The sequence below is a fragment of the Bradyrhizobium cedriense genome (genome assembly GCF_054602315.1).
Window position 1 is genome coordinate 541,927 of sequence record NZ_JBTSWB010000003.1, and the last position, 19,846, is coordinate 561,772.

The window sequence follows — 19,846 nt, forward strand, 5'->3', positions numbered from 1 at the left end:
TTGACATGGGAATATATCTGACTAAAGTCAGACATTATGCTTGATGCCGTCTCCCGCGTTCGCCGCTTCAATCGTGCGGTCACCTCTGCCGTCGGTGCGCTCGACAGCTCGTTCCTCGGACGCGGCCGCCCGCTGGGTGCGGCGCGCGTGCTCAACGCGATCGGGCACGGCCGCGCCGACGTGGCGGAGATCCGCGACTATCTCGGTCTCGATTCCGGGCTGATGAGCCGGCTGCTCCGCAGCCTCGAAGAGGAAGGGCTGGTCGAGACCGCCGCGCATGAGGATGATGCCCGCCGGCGCGTGGCAAAGCTCACGCGCACGGGCCGGCGCGAGTTCGCGGCCTATGAAGCGCTGTCGAACGCGCAGGCCGAGGGCTTGCTCGCGCAGCATTCGCAACGCGACGCGCTGCTGGCGGCGATGGATCTGATCGCCTCGGCGCTCACGCGCGAGCGTGTTGCGCTGAACGAGATCGACCCGCAGAGCCATGAGGCGCGCTGTTGCCTTGGCGAGTATTATGACGAGCTCGGCCGCCGCTTCAGGCAGGGCTTTGACGTCTCGCTCTCGCGCGATCCCGATGCCAAGGACATGCGAAGGCCGCGCGGCACGTTCATCGTCGCGATGTCGGATACGCTGCCGATCGGCTGCGTCGGATTGAAGGGCACCGATCACGGCTACGCCGAGATCAAGCGGCTGTGGGTCGCGCCCGCCGCGCGCGGATTGCGGCTCGGCCGGCGCCTGATGGACGCCGCCGAAAGCACGGCGCGCGAGTTGGGCGTCGAGTTGCTGCGGCTCGATACCAATAGCGCACTCGTGGAAGCAGGCCAGCTCTATCGCCGAAATGGCTGGAGCGAGATCCCCCGCTTCAATGACGATCCGTATCCGGATCTGTTCTTCGAAAAGCGGCTGGCGACCTAGACCTGCCACGGCAACGCACGCGCGCGATCGCGGACTGCCCGGGCCTACGCCGCCCGGCGGCATGCGGTCAAAAACCTCTGCCCGCGCAGCAGCGTTATTGCATAATGCGCATCGAATCAGGCGGGTACAGCGCTTTCCGAACTCATGATGACTTCCATCGCCCAGAGCCGGTTACCTTCCGTCTGGCCTCATGGTGCTGTGACGTCATACGCCTCGGGCCAAAAGGTGCATCGTGTCTGGAGAATTTGAATGACTGCATGCTTCCGCCCCCGCCGACCTTCGATGGGAATGACGTTGCTGGCATGCGGCACCATCTGTGCCACAGCACTCAACTGGCCGGCCGCCGCCCACGACACCGCGCCCCATGGAAACGGCAAGACGACATCCTGTCGGACCGCGACCTTCCTCGGCAGCAAGATCGTCAAGAGACTGAGTCCGCCCTACAACGAACGGACGGCATTCGCGGATCTTCAGACCAAGCCGATCTGGACGGGCGTCCTCTCGAATCTCTGGGTCAACACCGACAAGACGAGGCCGTGCTTCGCCAACAGCGACACGGCGGTCTGGGGCAAGGTCGTCTCCCGCATCCCCGCCGACGTCGTCGGGCTGGAAGTCTCCGGCAATTTCGACAACGCCCTGGTCTATGTCACCGGTATTCCCGACTACACGATGGAAACGCCGAAGCTGTTCGCCGGCTTCAAGCCCGGCAACATCTATGGCGCCTACAAGATCTCCGCCGAACCGAAACCCGACACGGTGGCCCTGCATACGTTCGCCTCGAAAGGAGCCATCGGCATCTTCGTCAACGGCGTCAGCATCTTCAACTATACCGACACGTTCTCCTACAACGACAAGGGCGCGTGGGCCTACGACGCGAACGTCGCCGAAGCCACGATCGTCAATTCGGACATCTCGCACGCGACACCGAGCAACCTGCCGCAATTCCCGAGGAGCCGCGGCATCTTTCATAACCACCAGATGTCGCGTGAATTGCTCGAACAGCTCAAGGATCCCTTTGCGCTCGGATTGCGCGCGCATTCCAGGGTCGTCGGCTTCGCCATCGACAGCTACCCGATCTACGGACCGCTCGGATACGCGTCCATGGACAAGTCCTCCGGGATCAAGACGCTGCGGTCGAGCTATGTGAAGCGCGACTGGATCGAAGCCGGCAAGGGCGGCACCGGCCACCGCAGCTCCATGCCGGAATGGTCGGTGCGCAACTGGGATCGCGGCAACGACACCGGCGCGAGCCTCGTCAATCTGTTCCAGAAGGCCAAGGCGGACATGCTGTACGCCGACAAGACGACGGAAGGGCCCGTGCGGTACAGCGGAGACGACGCCAAACTGGCGGCCGAGATCAAGGCGCTCAGCGACAAGAAGGACCTCAAGCGCGACGGTCAGGGTTATGTCTATTGGGAGGCCAGTGTCAGGCTCCCGAACGGCAAGAGCGCCGTGGTCCGCAACTACCTACTAAAATCCTCCGAACTGTGGGGGGCCGACATCGGCCAGTCGATCCTGCCCGTCAGCTATCAGATCGCGGACAAGGACAAGTTTCTGTTCAACGCCGTGACCGGCTCTTTCGCCGAGGATTATGAATTCGTGTCCGGCTATGGCGACCTCGATTTCTACAACGGCATCGAGAGCTTTGTTCCAGGACAAAACCGCGCCGTGTATCACTACGTCGCGACATTCGGCGCCGAGGTTTCTGACCGCAAGCGCCTGAGCAAGGCCGCCTTCCCCTACTTCATCGGCATCCAGTACCGGGGCGTCGTCGATCCCTTCAATGCCACGCTCGATGACAAGGTGAAGGCCAAATATCTCACCGAGACCCGGGCAACGTACAAGCCCGTGTTCGACCTCGGCATTCTCGGAAAAGGAGAGGACGGCAAGCTGCAGCCAGGTGCCGTGATCCCGACCTGGCAGAAGGTGCTGGCCGGGGAGTGACGGCAGACTCGCTGCAATGAAGGGGCGATGCTGCGCGCATCGCCCGGAATGAATGACAGCTCACGCCGTTGCCGGCGCCGCCGCGGCCTGCGGCCTTGGAAATGGCCGAAACATCATCGCCATCAGGAAGGCACCCAAGCCCATCGCCCAGGAGGCGATGTAGAGCCAGGCGTAGCTGGAGAACGCGTCGTAGATCAGTCCTCCGGCAAGCGGGCCTGTCGCCATGCCGAGGCTGCCGGCCATGGCCGTGCCGCCGATCACCGTGCCCATCATCTTGAGCGGGAAGTTCTCGCGGATGAGCACGGCGTAGAGCGGCATGGTGCCGGCATAGATGAAGCCGAAGACGGCCCCGACCGCATAGAACGTCGTGAGCTGATGCGCGAAGACATAGGCGAGCGCGCCGAACGCCTGCAGCAGCAGGCCCGAGACCAGCACGCGCTTGGCGCCGAAACGGTCGCCCATCAGTCCGAAGGCGATGCGCCCGCCGAGGCCGGCAAACCCCTCGATGCTGTAGATCGTCACCGCCGCGACCAGCGGGATGCCGCAGCTCACGGCATAACTGACGGTATGGATGATCGGGCCGGAATGGGTCGCGCAGCAGAAGAAGTTCGTGGCAAGCAGAATGACGAATTGCGGCGAGCGCAGCGCCTCGCCCATCGACATCTCGCCTTGCGCAGCGCCCTCGCCCCCCGGTGCGGCCGCGGCATGCACCAGCGCCGGCGGACGGCGGACCAGGAACGAGACCGGGATCATGATCGCGCCGACCACGAGCGCGACGATCTGCATCGAGGTCCGCCAGTCGTGGCCGGAGACGAGCCAGGCCGCGAGCGGTGCCATCGTCATCGGCGCCATGCCCATGCCCGCGGAGACCAGCGACACCGCGAGGCTGCGATTTGTGTCGAACCAGCCGGTGACGGTTGCCATCATCGGCGCGAAGATCGCCGCACAGGAGGCGCCGACCAGGAGGCCGAACACGACCTGGAACACGAGAAGCGAGGTCGCGTGGCTCGCCGCGAACAGGCTGAGCGTCAGCACGGTCGATCCCGTCAGCACCACCGGCAGCGGCCCGAACCTGTCCGTCGCCGCGCCCCAGGCCATGCTGGTGAAGGCCATCGCCAGAAATCCGATCGTCATCGCGCTGGAAATGCCGGTCACCGACCAGCCCGTATCCTTCGCGATCGGCTGCAGGAACACCGGCAGCGAAAACATGCCGCCGGCCGCGACGCAGCCGAGCAGGCCGCCGGCCGCGACGATCACCCAGCGATAGTTGGAAGAGGTCATTTCGGTCTCCGTCAGGTCTGTCTGGGTGAAAGACGAACGGGAACAGCCGCAGTCGACAAGCTGACGTCAAATTTTGCGGCACTGTTTGCGAGCTGCCAACGAACTGGCGAAAACAACCCCATGCACAGTAGCCGGCCGCTGCAGGATCAATGACTTACGATGCCGGCAACATGCAATGCCTGGACCGTGGTTTGACTCGTCGGGCAAAACACCGGCACAATGCCATCATCCCACCCCTGCCCGCGCTCAATCCACCACCAAGACAACCTTTCCAAATCCTCCGCCGCGCTCCACGCTGCGATGGGCATCGGCGGCGCGTTCCAGCGGAAACACCCGGTCGACCAACGGTTTCAGCCCACCCGACTCAAACAGCGGCAAGAAGCCTTCGGAGAAACGACGGACCATCGCCCGCTTCGCGTCCAGGCCTTGCGATTTCATGACGGTGCCCACCAAATGCAAATGGTTGTGGAGCAGCAGGTTGAGCGGAATCGAGGGGGCGTGCTGGCCACTCAAAATGCCGACTTGAACCAGGGTTCCGCCAGGCCGAAGGCTGCGAAGGTTGCGCGGCAGGTAATCGCCGCCGACGAAATCGATCACGGCGTCAGCGCCGCGATGATCGGTAAGCCTCGCGACGACGCTTTCGAAATCGTCGGCCCGATAGTCGATCACAGCGGCGGCGCCGATGCTGCCGACGTCCGCCAGCCGCGAAGCGCTCGCCGTTGCGTAGACGGTGGCGCCCAACGCATGGGCAACCTGCACGCAGGCGGAGCCCACTCCGCCCGCGGCGCCGTGAACCAGGACGGTTTGACCTTGCCCGACGCCGGCAACATGTGAGACCGCTTCGACGGCCGTAACGAATGATTCCATGATCGCCGCAGCCTCGACGAACGAGACGTTGCCTGGAATGTTGATCGCCATGCGACGGTCGACCCGGGCGAATTCGGCATACGCGCCCCCGCCGACGATCGCCATCACACGCTGCCCGATCGAGACGTCGTCGACTTCGGCGCCGACGCCAACGACTTCACCGGCCAGTTCGAGGCCAAGCAGGGTGCTCTCGCCAAAGCTCTGGTTGCCGTAGGCGCCGTTTCGCTGGAGAATATCCGCGCGGTTGACGCCTGCCGCCTTGACACGCACCAGCAGGTCCTGGGGACGAACCTCCGGCCTCGGCACTTCGTCCAGGCGGAGAACCTCCGCGGGACCGAAGCCGTCATAGACGACGCCCTTCATTTTGCCTGCTCCTGCGTATGGGCCTTGGCGCGCCGCGCGATGCTGGCGGCGAACAACGGCGTCTCGCGGCGATTGTGGTCGCTTCCGGCCGCTTGGCGCGCGTTGGCGGCGTCTTCGAAGGAAATGCCGTGCTTTTCCAGGAATGCCATGAACACATCGGTCGGGTGTGCCGTGACGCTGTTCGTGTAGCGTGTTCGCCCTTCATCGATGGCTTCGGCCTTCAGCTCCCAGATCACGTTGACCTGGGTCCGGCCATTTGTCGTAAACACGTCCGAGATTGAATTCATGCGGCAGTAGGTCTTGCCGGCCTCTTCCGCGACGTAGTGTTGGATGACCAGCCCGGTGCCGATCTGCTCGACGTTGATCATCATGCGGCGTCCGCCGTCCGTGGTGCTGACGCCGGCCGCAATGTGATCAGGCGGGCAGCAGCGCAGATATTCGGCTTCGGAGAGCGTGAACAGCCATTCGGCGATGTCCACTCGGTCGAGCGGCACATCAATGACTGCGGTATAGGCCGATTGTGACAGGAGGCGATCGAGAACCTTCATGATAATCTCTTTTCATTCAAGGGCTTGGGCCGGTAAGGCCCGCCTTCGAGAGACGAGATACGGCTTTTGAGAGTTGATGATAATGAACCTTGAGCTCGAAACGCTTTTGCGAAAGGCGCAAAGATGAAAGACCCGCGGTTTGCGGAACATCTGGCCATCTATGTTGACGTGGTTCGTGGCGGGAGTTTCTCCAGCGCCGCGCGTCATCGCGGTGTGACGCCCTCGGCCATCGTCAGGCAGATCGACGCGCTGGAGCACAGTGTCGGCGTGCCGCTGCTGGTGCGCTCGACCCGCGCTCTCGCGGTGACCGACGCCGGAGAACGACTGTTCGAACGCGCGCAGCGGTTGCTCGACGACCTGGCCGACACGCACGCAGAGATCGCCGCTTTCGATGGGGCGGTCGCCGGCGTTCTTCGCCTTGCCTGCTTTCCGACCTTTGGCAAGCGCTACGTGATCCCCACCCTGGAAACGGTCATGCGGGATCATCCCGGCCTCACGGTCGAGCTCGATCTCACGGAAAGGCTCGCTGACCCCGTGCTGGAGCGGCTCGATGCCGTGATCCGGATCGGCGAACTTGCCGACAGCACCCTGATCGCGACCAAGCTGGCATCGCAGAACAGACTACTGGTCGCCACCCCTGCTTATCTCGATCGTCACGGCACACCGACCGAAGCGAAAGACCTCACCGGCCATCGGCTGATCGACAAACTGCACGGCGCCGACCTGCTGGGCTGGACGGACGTGCTTGGTCACCCCGCGGGCGCAGCGCCCGGGCCGCAAGCCGTTTTTCGATGCGACGACTTCGAAGCGATGCGGCTCGCGGCACTCGCCGGCATCGGCATCGCATTCCTGGCAGACTGGGTCGTCGGGACAGATTTACGCGCCGGTTCATTGACACGAATCCCGCTTGACGACGAACGGTGGAATGAGACGAAGGCCGGCGTCTATCTGTTGCGTGCCCTCGCCCAGCCGTCTGCCAAACTGACGATCCTGACAGCCGCGTTGCGGGATTCAATCGGTTCGCCGCCGGTGTGGGCGTAGTTGCCGACGCCGACTACGTCATGATCAACCGCCCCGTCATCCGTGCCTGGAATTACAGGAGATCCCTCCATGCCAAAGATCGACATTGCCGTCGTGCCGCTTCGCAAGGGGTCCGGCTATCCGGTGCCCTTCGACGCACCTTGCGCCGGTCGCATCCGGCAGCGGCTCGGCGATGCCGGCGGCCTGAAGGACTTCGGGGTCAACCTGATGCGCCTGCCGCCGGGCGGCTGGTCCAGCCAGCGGCACTGGCATTCGCACGAGGACGAGTTCGTCTACATCCTCGAAGGCGAAGTGACGTTGATCGAGGACGACGGTGAAACCCTGCTGCGCGCGGGCGATTGCGCGGCCTTCCCCAAGGCCAGCGGCAACGGCCATCACATGATCAACAGGTCGAATGCGACGGCGATCTATCTCGAGGTCGGCTCGCGCTCGCAAGAGGACCTCATCACCTGTTCCGATGTCGACATGATGAGCCCGGCCTCCGACGGCCGCTTCCTGCACAAGGGACGGCACGCCGTATCCGGCGTGACGTCCCCGGCGAATCTTCACGTGGCCGCACGTCGCCGCCAGTCCGTGACGGTCAACCAGACCGCCGAGACCAGGAAGTAGAGCGCGCCGACCGCGGCATAGCCCGCGACGTTCGCGATCGACGGGACCACAGGCATCGTGGCCTGGAAAACGAAGAAGCCGCCCGCCAGCGCGGATTGGCCGCCGCTGAGCACCATGGCCCATTGCGCGCCAAACAGCTTCCAGCGCCGCACGGCCGTGCCGAGCTGGAGCAATCCGGACAGGATCGCCCAGGCGCCGAAGATTCCGAGCACCCAGTTCATGCTGACCTGCAGGGCCAGGATGACCGCGATGGTGGTCGCCAGGCTGACCACCACGTTGAGGCTTTGCGTGCGGTTCTGGTTCAACCCGCCGCTCGAGAGCGCGTCGAGATAATTGGCCGCAGCGTCCCATGCCGGATAGGCAACGAGCAGCGTCGCTGCGATCACCGCAGATGTCGGCGCGATGGCAAAGGCCACAATGACCCAGCCAACGGAAAACGCCGCCCGCAGGAAATAGTACTGCTTCAGCCATTGTGAATGATCGGTCGTATCCGACGCCAGTTCATGAGTTCTCATTTCTTCTCCTTACCTACTAGTTGGTAGATCACTTGCGAAACGGAAGCATGCCCCGCCACGACGGCTTTCCCGTATCGATTTCGTCAGTGTCTGGTGGAAAGCCGGTCCAGCAGCGGCCGGGTGATGGTCCCGAACATCTTGGGATCGCCATAGGCGCGCGACGACAGCATCGCGCCGTGAACGGTTGCCATGAACCCTTCAGCCTCGATCCGGGCCGTGCTGGCGAGTTGCAATCGCCCCTGCCGCTTGCCGCGCTCCATCGCCGAGGTCAGCCACGAGGCCAGCGCGCGGAAATGAGCCCGCACTTCAATGGCGACTTCCTCGGGCAAGATCGGAAGCTCGCTTGCCAGGAGCGCACACACGCAGAACGAAGCCGTCGCGTCCTTGATACATGCCTCCCAGTACGCGATATAGCTTCTGAGCTGCTCGCCGGGATCCGTAACGTTGCGTTCGAGCGCCGCGAGCCCCGCAGCAGCCTCCTCGCGATAGCGCGACACGAGGGTCCGGACCAGATCGACCTTGCTGGCGAAATGATGGTGGATGCTCGGCTTGCGGATGCCGACGACCTCGGCGATGTCGGCATAGCTGAAACCGTTGTAGCCGCCCGCAATGATCAGCGTGCGGGCGCAGGCGAGAATATCGTCGGCCGTGGATGACGTGGTGCTCATGCGAGCATTCTACCTTCCAGTTGGTAGATGCTCAAGAATGGGGTGCTTCAATGATCCGTGAGTGGTAGGAGCCTCGCATGACCATCCGCCCCATCATCCGCTATCCCGACCGCCGGCTCATGGCCCCTGCCCGCCCCGTCACCGCGTTCGACGCCGGCTTGCGCGAACTCGCGCAGGATTTGCTCGACACGATGCGTGCCGCGCCCGGCATCGGCATCACGGCGCCGCATATCGGCGTGCCCTTGCGTGTCGTCGTGCTGGAGCTCGATGCCAAGGCCGGCCCGCAGACCTACGTCAACCCGGCGATCACATGGGCCTCGCCCGAGATGATCCTGCATCGCGAAGGCAGCGTGTCGATGCCGGGCGTCAATGACGAGGTGCAGCGCCATGCGCGGGTCCGGATCAGCTATCAGGATCTCGACGGCGATACACGAACCGAAGAGTCGGAGGCCTTGCGCGCCGTCTGCCACCAGCACGAGATCGACCAGCTCGACGGCATGTTCTGGATCCAACGCTTGTCCCGGCTGAAGCGGGAACGGCTGGTGAAGAAGTACGAGAAGATGCAGAGATATTGAGGGGATCAGCCAAATGAATCCGCTACCGCTAGCGCCGAAAGCTAGACGGATGGACTACGCCAGCGGCCCTCGCTTTCGCGCAGCCGCTGGCGCCTCACACATTCAGATCATCCGGCCTTGGCGGGTACGGGCGTGTTGAGCAGTTGCTGCTCCCACAGGTACGCGATGCCGCTACCGCCGGCATGCTGGGTGATCACCTCCGTCAGCGCGGCAGCTTGATCGACCCGAGCCCAGTCGCGCTGCCATTCGGCCGCGAGCGCAAGCCAGGTCATCATATTCACGCCCGCCGCGATCATGCGCTGGATTGCGACCTCGTGGGCCTCCACCGAAACGGCGCCAGAGGCGTCGGTGATCACCGTTACATCCCAGCCTTCGCCGCGAGCTTGAATCGCCGGCATCGCAACGCAGATTTCGGTCCACAGGCCAGCAATGATGAGCTGCTTGCGGCCAGTTTTCTTGACTGCGTCCACCACCTTTCGATCCTCCCAGGTGTTGATGAACGTCCGGTCGATCACTTCCTGGCCGGGGAAAACGTCGGTGATCTGAGGAAAAAGGAGACCACCCCGTTCAGCGATCACCGTGGTCAGGATCGTGGGGACGCCGAAAGCTTTGGCGGCCTTGGCCAGACCGGCCGTATTGTTGATCACCATCTGCGGTTCGTGGCTGTTCACATTCGCAAGCTGGTAAGGCTGGTGGTCGATCAGAACGAGCACGGAGTCTTCAGGACGAAGAAGCGAAGCAAGGCCGTTACGAAAAGTCATCGTTGCATCCTTTACTACCGCTGTGAGCGGCACTGGTTTTTCGGAGACGTACGCCAACAGCGACGTAGCCCGATGCGAGATTGGTGTTCCCGGATGCGATACGGTAGTGTCACGCCGCGGTACACTGTGTCGCCGAAGTAGGAACGCTGAATTGGATATTGAAGACATACGGACGTTCGTCGAAATTGCCGAAGCTGGGGGGATTTCGTCGGCCGCGACCCGACTGGGCATCGCCAAATCGATCGTCAGTCGTCGGCTCCTGCGGCTTGAAGCGGAACTTGGCGTCCAACTGCTTGCAAGAACGACCCGCGGTGCTGCGCTCACGGAAGCCGGCGTCACTTTCCGAGACCATTCCGCCAGAGTCATTACCGATGCAGCGAGAGAGGCAGTTCTACCCGCCGGAGACTTGCGCGGCCGCTTGCGAGTTGCAGTGCCGCTTTCTTTTGGCCCGATCCACTTCGCACCCATCCTTGCGGAAATGGGCCGGCGCCATCCCCATCTTCAGATCCAAACCTGCTACAGTGATCGGTTCGTCGATCTCATCGCAGAAGGATATGATTGCGCGATACGAGTTGGCTATCTTCAGGACTCCAATCTGATCGCAAGACGCGTTGGACCTGTATATGGGAAGCTTGTCGCGAGCCCGGACTACATCAAGACCCATGGGTCGCCTGAATCGCCGGAGGAACTCGTCGCCCATGAAGCCCTCATGCAGGGCACCGAAGCGTGGCAACTCATGGATGGCGACAAGATCATCACGGTGCGTCCGCAGGGTCGCTTCAAGGCCGACAACGGCACCGCTCTGGTTTTCGCTGCAGTGGCAGGACTTGGGATCGCCTATCTTCCCGACAGGCTCACCCATGAATACGTAGCCTCCGGCGCGCTTGTGCCGGTCATGACACGATATCCCCCGTCTCCGGCGGGTGCATATGTGATCCGCCCGCCGGGCCAGCATCCCGCACGGAAGATACGGGTCCTCACCGAGTTGCTGATTGAGTATTGCGAGCCGGCTCCGCAACCCGCGTAACCTCGTTCCTCACTCCCAATTCGCGATCATCTCAAGCTCTCTTCCCGCTCCTTTTGGTGAGCGGCGCGATGCGACGCTCTCGTTTGCCGCGGGCGATCTCAGTTGCCAGTGCGTCCAGCTTCGGCTCCCAGAAATTCCTGAACTGACCGATCCAGGCATCGACCGCTTGAAGCCCGGCAGCGTCGACCGAATAGAGGCGTCTTTGCGCCTCCGCCCGAACCGTTGCGAAGCCGCTCTCGCGCAGCACCTTGAGGTGCTGCGAGACCGCCGCCTGGGTAATCCCGAACTCGGCCCCGATTGCCTCGACGACCTCGCCGGACGCCATCTCCCCGGGCGCGAGCAGCTCGAGGATGCGACGGCGCACGGGATCGGCGAGGACCTCGAAGACGTGCATCAGCTTCCTGTGCCGGGATGAGCGATGCCCGGCGGCATCTCACCGCGATAGAACGCAATGGTACGGTCCGAGCGCTCCTTCGCCGTGTCGGGATCGACCCCGCTCGCAACATGCGCCGCACGCCAATATTCGCCGCTTGTCGTCATGAAGTCCTTGCCCTCAGGCGAGACCATCCACGCCTCGGCCGTCTCGTGGTCGACCGACGCCCCGGTCGCAAGATATCGCTCAAGTCCCGCAAGAGCGAGGTCCCAACCGACGCCCACCGCACCGGGGCCGAACTGATTCCAATGATCCTCGATGATCGCGGTATGCTCAAGCGTCAAGCGCGCCTGACGTCGTTCTGCCGACAGCTTGACGTCGATCCAACTCGTCGCGCCACCGAATTCCCATGTCGCGGCAAAATGGGTCGGCGGCGTACACGCCGTGATGGTGCCGCCCGCATTGCCCTTGATTTGATACCTCCCGCCGAGCTGGAGGTCTCCCTCGACCGGCGCAAACCAGCGCGGAATACGCTCCCTGCTGGTCACCGCGTCCCAGAGATCGTCGAGGCCGGTGTCGTAGAGACGCGTCAGAGTCACCGCGCTCGCCGGCTTCCCGTCCTTGTCGAAATTGCGCACTGAACGCGCAACAAGCCCCAGCACCCTCGCGACGTCGATTTCCATTGCATCTCTCCCCACCGCTCGCGACGGGAATATCAATCGCCACGAATATAAGTCAATACTTATATTTAGAGCTTCCGCTGCGTCAAACCGCCTCGCAGGCAGCGTGAACAAAACTGCGATTTAGGAGTCTATCGGTTCCCACCCCGCCAGGCCTGGCACAGCACGGAAGGACCTCATGAAAGTTCGCAAATTTGCCATCTCCGACGTCTCGCTCGAGCGCTCGCCGGGACAGAACGGCGATATCTTGGTCGGCAATTTGGTCGACCAACGTCACGGCGGACCGATCACGATCGGCTATGGCCGCTACGCGCCGAATCAGAATCTCGAGGAGACGATGAAGGTCGACGATGTCATGATCGTCCTCGAGGGGAAGCTCTCGGTCACGAGCGGCGGCAACACCGTGACCGCGGGTCCCGGCGAGATCGTCTACATGCCGAAGGGTGAGACCGTCACCATCCGCTCGCACGAGCAAGGCGCCCTCACCGCCTACGTCACCTACCCGCATTGGCAGGAGGCGCATGAGTGAGCCGCGGGCCCGCCCGCGGCCCATCCTTCGAGGCGCCCGACTACGGGCGGGACTTAGGATGAAGTCTCATTTTGTGGCTAGGCCTGGACCCTCATGGTGAGGGCCTCGCCGAAGCGGGCGTTTCGAGGCCGAAGCTCGCCGTTAGCTGGCGGTGGAAATGGAATCTCGAGAAGGCGGCAACACCGCTCGGCGTGCCCAGATCCAGATCATCGTCGAGATGCCGGTCGATACGGTCCAGCACCCGCCGCATCCGATCCTGATAGTCTTGCGGCGCCGCTTCATCGTCGCTCCTTCCGTGGCGGCTCCAGTTAGGCGCTGGCGGCGGTGACGTGCTCGACCAATCTTGCGGTTTGGCACACTGTCTTGGCACACTGTCGTCGCCGCGGCTCGGTTGAGCCACGATCGCCTCTGGAATACTGGATCGCCCGATCAAAGTCGGGCGATCAGCGAGTGAGAGGCGCGAGATCGCGATGCGTCAGCATTACCCGCCCGCCATCAGCGCCTTCGCCAGCGCCATGTAGGCCGGTAGCGTCACGGGATCGTTGGCGGCGTTGCCGGCCATGGGATGCGAGGCATAGCGCGCGATCACCATTTCGGCCCTGGGATCGATGTAGATGCCCTGGCCGTAGACTCCACGCGCCATGTAGGCGCCGTGTTCATTGTGCGTAACCCACCATTGATTGCGATACGACGCGCCGGGCAGCGTGGTGTAGCCGGCCGGCTTGAACTTTTCGGGATCGCCGCCGCGCGCGATGTCCTCAACCACCTGTGACGGCACGATCTGGCGGCCGTTGAAGCGGCCGTGATTGCGCATGGTCTCGCCGAAGCGGGCGAGATCGCGAAGCGTGGTGGAGAGACCGCCACCGCCGCTCTCGGTGCCGATGCGATCAACGTGATAATGTGCGTCCTCCTCCGCACCCATCGGCTGCCAAATGCGCTCGGAGAGACAATCGGACAGCGTCATGCCGCTGGCGCGCCGGATGATCCAGGCCAGCACGTCGGTGTTGACGGTCTTGTAGGCAAAGGTCTTGCCGTGCTCGCCCTGCTTCTTCTGAGCGACGAGGAAATCGAAAATGGTGGTCGGGCCGTCATAGTCGGGCGGAATCGGCGCCATGCCGTTGGCGCGCCGCAGCCCCCACACGTCCGAATTCTTGTCGGTATAGACCTCGGTGTAGGCAAGCCCCGTGGTCATATCCATGACCTCGTGCACGCGCGCGTCGCCGAACGCGCTCGCCTTCAGCTCCGGCACATAATCCGTCACCGGCGCCTGCGGATCGATTTTGCCCTCGGCGACCAGTATGCCGGCTAGCACGCCGGTGAACGACTTCGTCACCGACATCCCGATATGCGGCTTGTGCGGCTTCAACGCGCCGAAATAGCGCTCATAGATCAGCTTACCCCGATGCAGCACGGCGATGCCGTCGGCATAAGTCTCCTCCAGCATTTCTGCGAAGGTCGTGGGCCGGCCGTCCATCGTGGTCGAAACCACCGCGCCGATGTCGTGGTCCTCCCGCGGCAGCACCGAGGCGGGCCCTGCCCCGCGCCAGACGTTCACCGTCGGCACCAGCTGGCGGATGTTGCTCCAGGCCCAGCGCAGCTCGGGGAAGCTGCGGAACGAGCCGTCCTGGAAGGTGATGAGGCGATCGGGGGACGGCGGGAAGCCGCGCATCCAGCCGAGGGTTTCGGGGTCGGTGGAGATAGAGGTGACAGGTAGTCTGGCGGTGTCAGGCACGGACGACATCAACGGTTGCTCCAGAGAGGCAATGCTGACGTCGTAGCATGGGAGAGCGTAGCAGGCATCTCGCCCGCGCGCTGGGCAGCTACGCAGCGACGGGGGGCGCGGCCAGACTTGCTTTGCGCCACGCGCCCGCAGATCGCGTGGATGGACATGGACGGCCGCCATCAACAAGCGTGCCTGCGAAGTCATCATCGGGGCGCAGCACCGGATCCACAGATCAAGCCAAACACGAATCGCGCGCATCAGGCGATGACGCTGCATTGACTCAAATCAACGCGAACGATCGAGGTCGAGCGCGTGGCGGCGCTGCCGCACATTGTGGTCAGCCGTAGAATCGTGCAGGCACGGAACCTGCCCAATGTGCATGTCACCCGCCAGCCGACGACGATCTTGCTCCGTCAAGCTGTGACGCCTGCGGAGCCACCGGACGCGCGTCGCGTCAACTACCTTGTCAGGAACGACGATGAAGTACACTTTCTCGGTATTGCTCGCAGTGATCGTCGTGGCCCTTGCTTCGGGCGTGTCACAGGCTGCATCCGGAAAAATCTGGTACGTGAATCACGAAAGCAGGTCTGCGGGAGACGGGCGCGCCTGGAAGACGGCGTTCCGGTCTCTCCAGGATGCGCTGACGGTGGCCTCCAAGGATGACGAGATCTGGGTGGCACGCGGCGCCTATTATCCCGATGCGAGCGACCAGACCAAATCCTTCGTGCTCAAAGAGGACGTGGCCGTCTATGGAGGCTTCGCCGGCACCGAAACCGCGCGGCAGCAAAGAAACTTCCGAAGGAACGTGACTGTCCTCAGCGGCAATATCGGCAAGGGCGACAAGGCAAAGAACACGAAAACCATCATCATGGGGGCCGATCGGGCCATTCTGGATGGATTCACGGTCTCGGATGCTTATGGGACCGATGTCCCGCGCATGCACCTCGTACCTGCCGACATCCTCAAGAACGACATGGTGGTCGGCGGCGGCATGAGGAATTTCATGACCAGCCCCGTCGTGCGCAACACCATTTTCAAGAACAACTATTCTCCGAAGGGTGGCGCCGTTTACAACGTGCATAAGCCCGGCGCCGACCAAGCGACTTTCATCAACGTCGACTTCATCGACAACGTGGCGGAGCTGCGCGGCGGCGGCGTGAGCAACGACCTCGGCGCGATGCCGCGCTTCATCAACTGCCGGTTCATCGGCAACCGCAGCAACGACAAGGGCGGCGCCCTCTACAACGATTTTGCCGCCTCGCCTCTCGTCTTCAACGCATTGTTCACGCGCAACTCGGCGGTCAGCGCCGGCGGCGTCGGCAACGATGGCGGCGCAGCGCCACTGCTCGTCAACGTGACGATCGTCGACAACAAGGCTAGCAGTGAACTGGGGCCGGGCCTCTACCAGGGGACCGGAGCGAACAGCAATCCGATCCTGGTCCGCAGCATCGTCGATAACGTCTACAATTGGCATGAAGACACTGTGTCGGAGGTCGGCTCGTCGGTTCCTCCGGGCAAGACGTTGCCGCTGGCCGAATTCATTCCGATCAGCAATCTGAGGGGACAGTTGGCGCCCAGCGAGCTCAAGTCTGCGCCGGCCTATGGGCGTGGCTATCAGCCGAGATTGGACGGCGCGCTCCTGTTGAAGAACGGCTTGATCGAGAAACTCGTCCAGCTCTATGTGAAGAACGACGGCGCAGTCGAATACCGCGGTGAGTACACGCGGCCGAGCGTGACCAGTAAAGCCGTGTCCGCGACCGTCATCTATGCCACCCCCAACAGCCCTGCCAAAGTTCAGGACGGGCTTTCCTGGGCGACCGCGTTCTCGGATCTGCAGGCAGCTATCGATCTGGCGTCGGTTTCGAATGCGGCGGTCTGGATCAAGGCAGGCACGTATCGACCCGCCAGGAAGGACGGCGGAATCGCTGCTTTCACTCTCTACGACGGCGTGAAGCTGTACGGCGGCTTTGCCGGAACTGAAACCGCTCTGGAGCAGCGGCCCGCGTCGGGCGCGCGGACGATCTTGAGCGCGAGGGCTGCCAAAGACGGCTATCACTATCCCCACGTCCTTTATGGCGCCGACAATACACTGCTGGACGGCCTGACGGCGCGTGATGGCCGCGCGACTGGATTGACCTACAACGGCAAGGGCGGAGGATTGCTCGCCTATCACGCCGGCAAGAAATTTCTGCCACGGGAAGCTGCGATTGGGTTCAAGATGACCCTCCAGAATTGCCGCTTCGAGCACAACGAAGCTCTGGAGGGCGGTGCAATTTACGCTTTCGGCAAGGCCAATCTCACCATTTCGGATACCGTTTTCGCAGGCAACCGGGCTGTCTATGGCGGGGCAAACGTCAACCGCGAGGGTGTCGTCGCCGTCTGCCAGAAGTGCTCATTTGTCGGCAACAACGCTCATCAGGATGGCGGCGCAACCTATGAGGACTACGGCTCTCATGTGAGCTACGCCAAAACCAAATTCACGGGCAACAGGGCTCGCCACCAGGGTGGCGCCATCTACGAGATCAGCCGCGCCTCGCAATTGGAGGCGACGATCCTCGAGGTGAGCCAATCCACGTTCTCAAAGAACAAGGCCCGAGATGGGGCGAGCATCTACAACCTCGATGCAAGCACGTTGACGATCACGACTTCGACGTATCCGGCGAACTCGGTGTACAGCCCGAAGCCGTCTGGGGGAAAATAGCGCCGCGGCGGCGCCTGCGCGGTCGAACTGGCTTGCTGGCTTCGATTTCGAAATCAAGGTGATCGCTCGCATTCCCCAAAAGACTTACCTGCAATCGTCGCCCGTCCCGTGGGCCTACAGGATTATCGCGCCACTGAAATGCGCGATAATAATCCTGACCACCTACCTACCTGACCCGTGCGAATGCCGCTTCCCCTTCGGTTGCGACGCCCGTGCGCAGGTTCGGCCTCGCCCAAGGGGACCGAGCGAGTCGGAAATTCTACGCTGAGCGATAAACCAGGGCTGTCAAACTGTCGGCACGGTTCCGCCGTCAATCACATATTCGGTCCCAGTGATGGTGCTCGCACGATCCGACGCCAGGAAGGCGATCAGGTTTGCCACTTCGTCGGGCGTCGAGGGGCGACCGATCGGTATCCCGCCAAGCGATTCCATGATCATTCTCTTGCCTTGCTCGATGTCACCGCCGTGTTCCGCCGCCAACCGCGCCGCCAGGTGAATGGACGCCTCAGTCTCGATCCAACCGGGAGACACTCGAACAACGCGGATGCCTTGAGGCGACACCTGCTTTGAAAGGCTCTTGCTGTAAGTCGATAGCGCCGCCTTTGCTGCCGCATAGGCCGTCGTCGCATCAGGCAGAGGCAACTGGCGCTGAATGGAGGTCACATGAATTACGACGCCGTTGCCCCGTGACACCATCTCTGGAAGGAGCTCGCGATCCAGGCGCACCGCCGGCATCAGATTCAAAGCCAGTTCTCTACCCCAGATCTCGTCACTCAAAGCCTCGAAGCCACCCGCGGGAGCTGCGGAGCCGCCCAGCATGTGGACGATGATGTCCACCCCTCCCATGCGCTCCCGCACGGCCGCCGCCAAAGCCGCGCAACCGTGGCTGCTTGTGAGATCAGCAGCGACGAACAGCGGGTCAGGGAGATCGGAAGGCTGGGCACGGGCGGTCGTCAGCACTTGCGCGCCGAGTTTGCGAAAGAGGGCGACTGTCGCCGCTCCCGCACCTCGCGTACCCGACGTGATCAATGCCCTTTTCCCAAGCAAGGTAAGAAACGGGACCATGCTCGTGTCCTGGCCGGCGCTTTGAGCGTCGACGCTCATAGGATGATCTCCAGCGCCGCGATCTTCGCGTCCTGCAGGACGAAGAAGTAGCGCAGATCGACCGGGCTACCGGGGAAATCGCCGACGAGATGGCTCGTGACGACCGTTCGGTTGCCTTCGCTCGCTATCGCGAATGGCTCGACGGTATATTTGTACTTCTGGGAGGAGCCTGCCTTCCACCGCCGGATCGCATCGCGGCCGGTGTAGATATTGCCTTCGTCACGAACCACACCGTCTTCGGTGAAGCATTGAGAAACAGCATCAGCGCCTCGCTCCTTGTCTGCGGCAAAATACTCGGCAACTGCTTTGGGGAGCTCGACGGCCATCGTTCTTCTCGGTTCTAAGATTTGATCGGCTGGGCAGATCGTCGGCTACGATCTGCCCTCGACTGTCGCGCGAACTTAGAGATAGACGTTAGCATTGATAATCAGGACAAAGCGCAATGCGACGTTGCGATATGCAGGACAATGACCGGACCTAGCCTGAATGAGCTCGATTCCGTCCTCGCCATCGCGCGCCGGGGCTCGTTTCGGGCGGCGGCACTGGATTTGGGCATGTCGACGACGGCGCTCAGCAACGCCATCGGCAAGCTGGAACGCCAACTCGGGGTTCGCTTGTTCAACCGGACGACCCGAAGCGTCTCGCTCACCGATGCCGGCCACAACTTCGTCAATAAAATCGGACCTGCGCTCCACGACATCCACGATGCGATGGACGCCGCGCGATCGCAGCAGGAGACGCCATCTGGAACGCTGCGCATAAATGCGTATCCGACCGCCGCGCGTGAGGTCCTCTCGCCCCTTCTCCTGCAATTCCTTCGGCGCTATCCTCAGGTGCATATCGATCTCGTCACCGAGGGCAGGCTTGTCGACATCGTCGCCGATGGGTTCGACATCGGCATCCGGAACGCGGATCTCGTCCCGAGCGACATGATCGCAATCCCGCTGGAGCGTGCTCGGCGTCATGCCGTGGTCGCCTCGCCGTCTTACTTCCGAAACAACGACAGACCGCGTGTTCCTCCCGATCTGCTTGCTCATTCCTGCATCCGTGTCCGGCTACCGAACGGAGCGCTTTACCGATGGCATTTCGAGAAGGAGGGGCAACCGATCCAGATTGACGTTCACGGCCCCATCACGCTCGATGAGGCCAGCCTCTCGCGGATCGTTGTGCTGGAAGATTTCGGCATTGGCTTCTTCATGGAATCTGACGTTCGCGAGGACATCGCGACGGGGCGGCTCGTCCGCGTCCTGGAAGATTGGACGCCACCACTTGCACCACTGTGCCTGTACTACCCGAGCCGACGAAATCCTCCGGCCGCGTTCAGAGCCTTCATCGACCTTGCACGCGAAGTTGCCGGTCAAGGATAGGAGAAGCATCGGCGGCAACACGCCGAAATAGCGAAGCGGATTGCGCGACAAGCGCTGGAGGCGCCGGCGATCGCCCAAACGGCTGAGGGTTAGGCACGGATGATGCGAGGACCGTAATCCCAGCTAGCTTTTATGCACCGTCACCGTAATCTCCCAGCACTGTCACCGTAATTCCGGCACATGTGAGGGTCGTCTTGAGGCGAGCCAGCCCGATTCCGGCCGCAACGTCCCCCTTCGATTGGCCGATAAGGCTCA

Annotated in this window: 19 protein-coding genes and 2 pseudogenes; 9 read left to right on the top strand and 12 right to left on the bottom strand. The window is 62.6% G+C overall.

Annotated features, from left to right (window positions below; genetic code table 11):
• Nucleotides 1–36 precede the first annotated feature (36 nt).
• Together ACYCVF_RS14285 and ACYCVF_RS14290 are read left to right on the top strand one after the other, a co-directional pair.
• Nucleotides 37–915 carry a bifunctional helix-turn-helix transcriptional regulator/GNAT family N-acetyltransferase gene (locus tag ACYCVF_RS14285; protein WP_459596132.1) on the top strand — a complete coding sequence of 293 codons (879 nt, stop codon included), beginning with the start codon at nucleotides 37–39 and terminating at the stop codon, nucleotides 913–915.
• A 288-nt stretch (nucleotides 916–1,203) separates the two neighbouring features.
• Nucleotides 1,204–2,859 (top strand): YHYH protein, encoded by a 1,656-nt coding sequence (locus ACYCVF_RS14290; RefSeq protein WP_459596133.1) that lies wholly within the window; start codon nucleotides 1,204–1,206, stop codon nucleotides 2,857–2,859.
• Nucleotides 2,860–2,919: 60 nt separating this feature from the next.
• Here the strand turns inward: ACYCVF_RS14290 and ACYCVF_RS14295 are convergent, their stop codons facing one another.
• The 3 genes from ACYCVF_RS14295 to ACYCVF_RS14305 all read right to left on the bottom strand — a co-directional run bounded on the left by ACYCVF_RS14295 (nucleotide 2,920) and on the right by ACYCVF_RS14305 (nucleotide 5,918).
• Nucleotides 2,920–4,140 carry an MFS transporter gene (locus ACYCVF_RS14295; RefSeq protein ID WP_459596134.1) on the bottom strand — a complete coding sequence of 407 codons (1,221 nt, stop codon included), beginning with the start codon at nucleotides 4,138–4,140 and terminating at the stop codon, nucleotides 2,920–2,922.
• A 246-nt stretch (nucleotides 4,141–4,386) separates the two neighbouring features.
• A complete protein-coding gene (locus ACYCVF_RS14300; protein WP_459596135.1) occupies nucleotides 4,387–5,370 on the bottom strand; it encodes an NAD(P)H-quinone oxidoreductase in 984 nt (327 codons plus the stop codon).
• Nucleotides 5,367–5,918 (bottom strand): hypothetical protein, encoded by a 552-nt coding sequence (locus ACYCVF_RS14305; RefSeq protein ID WP_459596136.1) that lies wholly within the window; start codon nucleotides 5,916–5,918, stop codon nucleotides 5,367–5,369. Before ACYCVF_RS14305 ends, ACYCVF_RS14300 begins: the two co-directional genes overlap by 4 nt.
• A gap of 123 nt (nucleotides 5,919–6,041) precedes the next feature.
• Here ACYCVF_RS14305 and ACYCVF_RS14310 point away from each other — a divergent pair, with 123 nt between their 5' ends.
• Nucleotides 6,042–6,959 (top strand): LysR family transcriptional regulator, encoded by a 918-nt coding sequence (locus tag ACYCVF_RS14310; protein WP_459596137.1) that lies wholly within the window; start codon nucleotides 6,042–6,044, stop codon nucleotides 6,957–6,959.
• 69 nt (nucleotides 6,960–7,028) lie between these two features.
• Nucleotides 7,029–7,488: pseudogene (locus ACYCVF_RS14315) on the top strand (cupin domain-containing protein).
• Between the two features lie 16 nt (nucleotides 7,489–7,504).
• On the opposite strand, the gene ACYCVF_RS14320 reads toward ACYCVF_RS14315, so the two are convergent.
• Entirely contained in the window at nucleotides 7,505–8,083 is a 579-nt protein-coding gene (locus ACYCVF_RS14320; protein ID WP_459596138.1) for a DUF308 domain-containing protein, read from the bottom strand.
• Between the two features lie 83 nt (nucleotides 8,084–8,166).
• Nucleotides 8,167–8,751, bottom strand: a complete 585-nt coding sequence (locus ACYCVF_RS14325) for a TetR/AcrR family transcriptional regulator (RefSeq protein ID WP_459596139.1) — start codon at nucleotides 8,749–8,751, stop codon at nucleotides 8,167–8,169.
• Between the two features lie 77 nt (nucleotides 8,752–8,828).
• Between ACYCVF_RS14325 and ACYCVF_RS14330 the strand changes: the two genes are divergently transcribed.
• Nucleotides 8,829–9,326: a peptide deformylase gene (locus ACYCVF_RS14330; RefSeq protein WP_459596140.1), complete on the top strand. Its 498-nt coding sequence runs from the start codon at nucleotides 8,829–8,831 to the stop codon at nucleotides 9,324–9,326.
• A 107-nt stretch (nucleotides 9,327–9,433) separates the two neighbouring features.
• Here ACYCVF_RS14330 and ACYCVF_RS14335 read toward each other — a convergent pair whose 3' ends face one another.
• A complete protein-coding gene (locus ACYCVF_RS14335) occupies nucleotides 9,434–10,087 on the bottom strand; it encodes a hydrolase (protein WP_459596141.1) in 654 nt (217 codons plus the stop codon).
• Between the two features lie 151 nt (nucleotides 10,088–10,238).
• Between ACYCVF_RS14335 and ACYCVF_RS14340 the strand changes: the two genes are divergently transcribed.
• Nucleotides 10,239–11,114, top strand: coding sequence for a LysR family transcriptional regulator (locus ACYCVF_RS14340; protein WP_459606411.1), 876 nt, complete (start codon nucleotides 10,239–10,241; stop codon nucleotides 11,112–11,114).
• Between the two features lie 31 nt (nucleotides 11,115–11,145).
• On the opposite strand, the gene ACYCVF_RS14345 is transcribed toward ACYCVF_RS14340, so the two are convergent.
• Together ACYCVF_RS14345 and ACYCVF_RS14350 are read right to left on the bottom strand one after the other, a co-directional pair.
• Nucleotides 11,146–11,508: an ArsR/SmtB family transcription factor gene (locus tag ACYCVF_RS14345; RefSeq protein ID WP_459596143.1), complete on the bottom strand. Its 363-nt coding sequence runs from the start codon at nucleotides 11,506–11,508 to the stop codon at nucleotides 11,146–11,148.
• Entirely contained in the window at nucleotides 11,508–12,170 is a 663-nt protein-coding gene (locus ACYCVF_RS14350; RefSeq protein WP_459596144.1) for an SRPBCC family protein, read from the bottom strand. The genes ACYCVF_RS14345 and ACYCVF_RS14350 overlap by 1 nt, the downstream gene beginning before the upstream one ends.
• 175 nt (nucleotides 12,171–12,345) lie before the next feature.
• On the opposite strand from ACYCVF_RS14350, the gene ACYCVF_RS14355 reads away from it, so the two are divergent.
• Nucleotides 12,346–12,696, top strand: a complete 351-nt coding sequence (locus tag ACYCVF_RS14355; RefSeq protein ID WP_459596145.1) for a cupin domain-containing protein — start codon at nucleotides 12,346–12,348, stop codon at nucleotides 12,694–12,696.
• A 124-nt stretch (nucleotides 12,697–12,820) separates the two neighbouring features.
• Here the strand turns inward: ACYCVF_RS14355 and ACYCVF_RS14360 are convergent.
• Nucleotides 12,821–12,946 (bottom strand): annotated as a pseudogene (locus ACYCVF_RS14360) (AraC family transcriptional regulator); the annotation flags it as partial.
• 231 nt (nucleotides 12,947–13,177) lie between these two features.
• Nucleotides 13,178–14,437, bottom strand: a complete 1,260-nt coding sequence (locus ACYCVF_RS14365) for a serine hydrolase domain-containing protein (protein ID WP_459596146.1) — start codon at nucleotides 14,435–14,437, stop codon at nucleotides 13,178–13,180.
• Between the two features lie 490 nt (nucleotides 14,438–14,927).
• Here ACYCVF_RS14365 and ACYCVF_RS14370 point away from each other — a divergent pair, with 490 nt between their 5' ends.
• A complete protein-coding gene (locus tag ACYCVF_RS14370) occupies nucleotides 14,928–17,120 on the top strand; it encodes a right-handed parallel beta-helix repeat-containing protein (protein WP_459596147.1) in 2,193 nt (730 codons plus the stop codon).
• 285 nt (nucleotides 17,121–17,405) lie between these two features.
• Here the strand turns inward: ACYCVF_RS14370 and ACYCVF_RS14375 are convergent, their stop codons facing one another.
• Nucleotides 17,406–18,185, bottom strand: a complete 780-nt coding sequence (locus ACYCVF_RS14375; protein WP_459596478.1) for an SDR family oxidoreductase — start codon at nucleotides 18,183–18,185, stop codon at nucleotides 17,406–17,408.
• Nucleotides 18,186–18,220: 35 nt separating this feature from the next.
• Nucleotides 18,221–18,550, bottom strand: coding sequence for a nuclear transport factor 2 family protein (locus tag ACYCVF_RS14380; protein WP_459596148.1), 330 nt, complete (start codon nucleotides 18,548–18,550; stop codon nucleotides 18,221–18,223).
• A 93-nt stretch (nucleotides 18,551–18,643) separates the two neighbouring features.
• Here ACYCVF_RS14380 and ACYCVF_RS14385 point away from each other — a divergent pair, with 93 nt between their 5' ends.
• Nucleotides 18,644–19,591: a LysR family transcriptional regulator gene (locus ACYCVF_RS14385; protein WP_459596479.1), complete on the top strand. Its 948-nt coding sequence runs from the start codon at nucleotides 18,644–18,646 to the stop codon at nucleotides 19,589–19,591.
• The last annotated feature ends 255 nt before the right edge of the window (nucleotides 19,592–19,846 follow it).